This window comes from Thomasclavelia sp., from assembly GCF_017889095.1.
Classification (GTDB): Bacteria; Bacillota_I; Bacilli_A; order Erysipelotrichales; family Coprobacillaceae; genus Thomasclavelia.
Genome location: NZ_JAGHEW010000167.1, coordinates 1 through 2,703, shown reverse-complemented (window position 1 = coordinate 2,703; position 2,703 = coordinate 1). Strand labels below are relative to the sequence as shown.

Genomic DNA, 2,703 nt, shown 5'->3' with positions numbered 1-2,703 from the left:
CAGTTAAATTATGTAGCCGAATCATGCAGACATTTTGTTCCGGTAAAAGTAGTTGCCAATTCTAAAAATGAAAATGGTAAAGTAATCTTTGGAATGAATGATGGAAATAGTGGTTTTACAACATGGCCAGGAACTTTAGGGATTGCTGCAGGAGCTAAAGGAAGTGGGCTTCAAGTAATTGATGATTTTGCCAGATGCGTAAAACAGCAATGGGATACGGTTGGACTAAAAAAGGATATATGTATATGGCCGATTTAGCCACTGATCCCCGTTGGCAAAGAACATACGGAACTTTTGGTGAAGATCCTGAATTTAATGCTAAGATCTTTAGTCATTTAGTCCCGCTTATTCAAGGTAGTGAAAACGGAGTAACTAGTGATGGGGTAGCACTTACTGTTAAACACTTCCCTGGTGGTGGTGCTCGTGATAATGGTTTTGATCCGCATTATGCGATGGGACAATGGAATGTTTATCAAACAAAAGATAGCTTAAAGAAATATCATTTACCGGCTTTTCAGGCTGCTATCGATAAAAATGTTTCGGCCATTATGCCTTATTATGCTAAACCTAGTAAAAATAAAAGTGCTTTGCAAACTGATTTAAACAATCAGCCAATTGATTTTAAACCTTATGGCTTTGCTTATAATAAAATTATCATTGATGATTTATTAAGAAACCAATTAGGATTTAAAGGCTATTTAAATTCCGATTCAGGAATCACTCATAGTATGTCCTGGGGCGTTGAACAATTAGATGTGCCTGAACGTGTAGCGTTAGCTTTAAACACGGGGATTGATTTAATTAGTGGTGCTTTTGATTTAGGTGATGCTAAAGAAGCATATCGCCGCAGCCAAGAAGGGTATTATGATAACCATCAAATACCTGACGGTTTTACTAGAGAACAGTTAGAATTAACATTAGATACAATTGATCGAGCAGTAATTAATACTTTAGAAGAAAGTTTTAAACTTGGTTTGTTTGAAAATCCTTATCGTGATGTTCAAAAAGTGATTGATTTATTTAACTGTCAAGATGAAAATGCTTATAAAGCTCACTTACAATCTGTAGTTTTATTAAAAAACGATGGAACCTTACCGCTTAAACAAAATAACGATAGTTTATTTTATGTTGAAGTTTTCCAAAAAGATGGCAGCGAAAGCAATAAAGCAACGCTTGAATTAAAAAAACAATTAAATTCTTTAATTAATATTACTGATCAAGTAGAAAAAGCCAATTATGCTTTATTATTTATCGATCCAAGTTCTGGTGGTTATTTTGAAGCAACAACTGGTTATTTAGAATTAGATATCTGTGAAAATAAAACAGTAGTAAAAGTTGATAACGAAGGTAAACCATTAAAAGAAACTTATCAAGAAACAACGTTAGCTAACGTTAAAAAAATTGAAGCAATCTATAAACAAATCCATTTAAATAAAGGTAAAGTAATTAGTAATCTAAACATAACTTTACCTTGGTTAGTTGGTAATATTGAAACAAATTGTGATTGTCTATTAGCAGGATTTGATACTAGTTTAATGGCTGTTATTGATGTGATTTTTGGAAACTATGCACCAACAGGTAAATTACCAATTACCCTTCCTAGAAATGATGAAGTTATCAAAGTTGATAGTATGGGTGTTTGTGCTAGTCCTAATGATGTACCAGGTTATGATAAAGATAAGTATATGGCTGATAGTTTAAAAGATGAAAATGGCAAAGCTTATGCTTACCATGATCAAGCTGGTAATTATTATGAATTAAATTTTGGTTTACACTATTAAAAGCACAGTTTTACTGTGCTTTTAATCACCCCAGACTTCTTTAGCTATTTCTTTGACTAATGCTAGTTTAGCCCATTGTTGTTCTTCAGTTAATTTATTACCAATTTCACAAGAAGCAAAACCACATTGTGGACTAAGACATAAACGGTCAAGAGGAATATATTTAGTAGCTTCATGGATTCTTGCAATAATTTCTTGTTTATTTTCTAACTCGGGTGTCTTAGTTGTTATTAGTCCTAAAACAACTTTTTTATTATCACTGATTTCTTTTAATGATTCAAAATTTCCTGAACGTTCATCATCAAATTCAAGATAATAAGCACTAACATTTTCTTGACCAAAAATAATTGGAGCCACTGAATCATAGCTGCCTTGACTAAAATAGTCCGAATTATAATTACCGCGACAAATATGGGTTGTAATAACCATATCTTGTGGGGCTTTGGCTATCGCTAAATTGTTTACTTTAAGCAGCTGATTAGCGAATTTTTTATTTTCTTCATTTAAATCATGTCCAAAGAATAAGCCCCATGAACAATCATCAAGCTGAAGATTACGACAGCCGGCATTGTATAAATCTTGAATGACTTGTTGATAAGCTATGGCAATATCTAAAATTAAATCATTAGTATCGGGATAGATAGCTTTAGTAGTTTCTAGATTTTGAGTAAACAAACATTGTAATAAAAACTGGGCTGGAGCCGGAATAGTTTGTTTAGCGACAGTATTTTTATCTTCCAAGGCTTTAATGAATTTAAAGTGCTCGACAAATGGATGGTGTTTGCAAGAAATTTTGCCTACTAAATAAGTATCTTCAAGATCGGTTTTAGTTGTATGAAAACTAATGGGATTTAAACTGGGCTGATGGGCTACGCCATCAAATCCCCACATAAAATCAAGATGCCAGGTAGCTCTTCTAAAT

General features: G+C 33.0%; 3 protein-coding genes. 2 read left to right on the top strand and 1 reads right to left on the bottom strand.

The window, feature by feature from the left end:
- Both J7M77_RS07420 and J7M77_RS07415 read left to right on the top strand, forming a co-directional pair.
- Positions 1-258, top strand: a 258-nt coding sequence (locus J7M77_RS07420; RefSeq protein WP_296877198.1) for a hypothetical protein, incomplete at its 5' end; no start/stop codon positions are given.
- Positions 246-1,781: a glycoside hydrolase family 3 N-terminal domain-containing protein gene (locus tag J7M77_RS07415; protein WP_296877197.1), complete on the top strand. Its 1,536-nt coding sequence runs from the start codon at positions 246-248 to the stop codon at positions 1,779-1,781. The genes J7M77_RS07420 and J7M77_RS07415, both read left to right, overlap by 13 nt.
- 21 nt (positions 1,782-1,802) lie before the next feature.
- Here the strand turns inward: J7M77_RS07415 and J7M77_RS07410 are convergent.
- A partial coding sequence (locus J7M77_RS07410) for a 5-methyltetrahydropteroyltriglutamate--homocysteine methyltransferase (RefSeq protein ID WP_296877196.1) occupies positions 1,803-2,703 on the bottom strand: 901 nt, incomplete at its 5' end.

Excerpts from the sequence above, each read along its gene's own strand:
- J7M77_RS07415 (WP_296877197.1), top strand. The coding sequence starts at position 246 with ATGGCCGATTTAGCCACTGATCCCCGTTGGCAAAGAACATACGGAACT.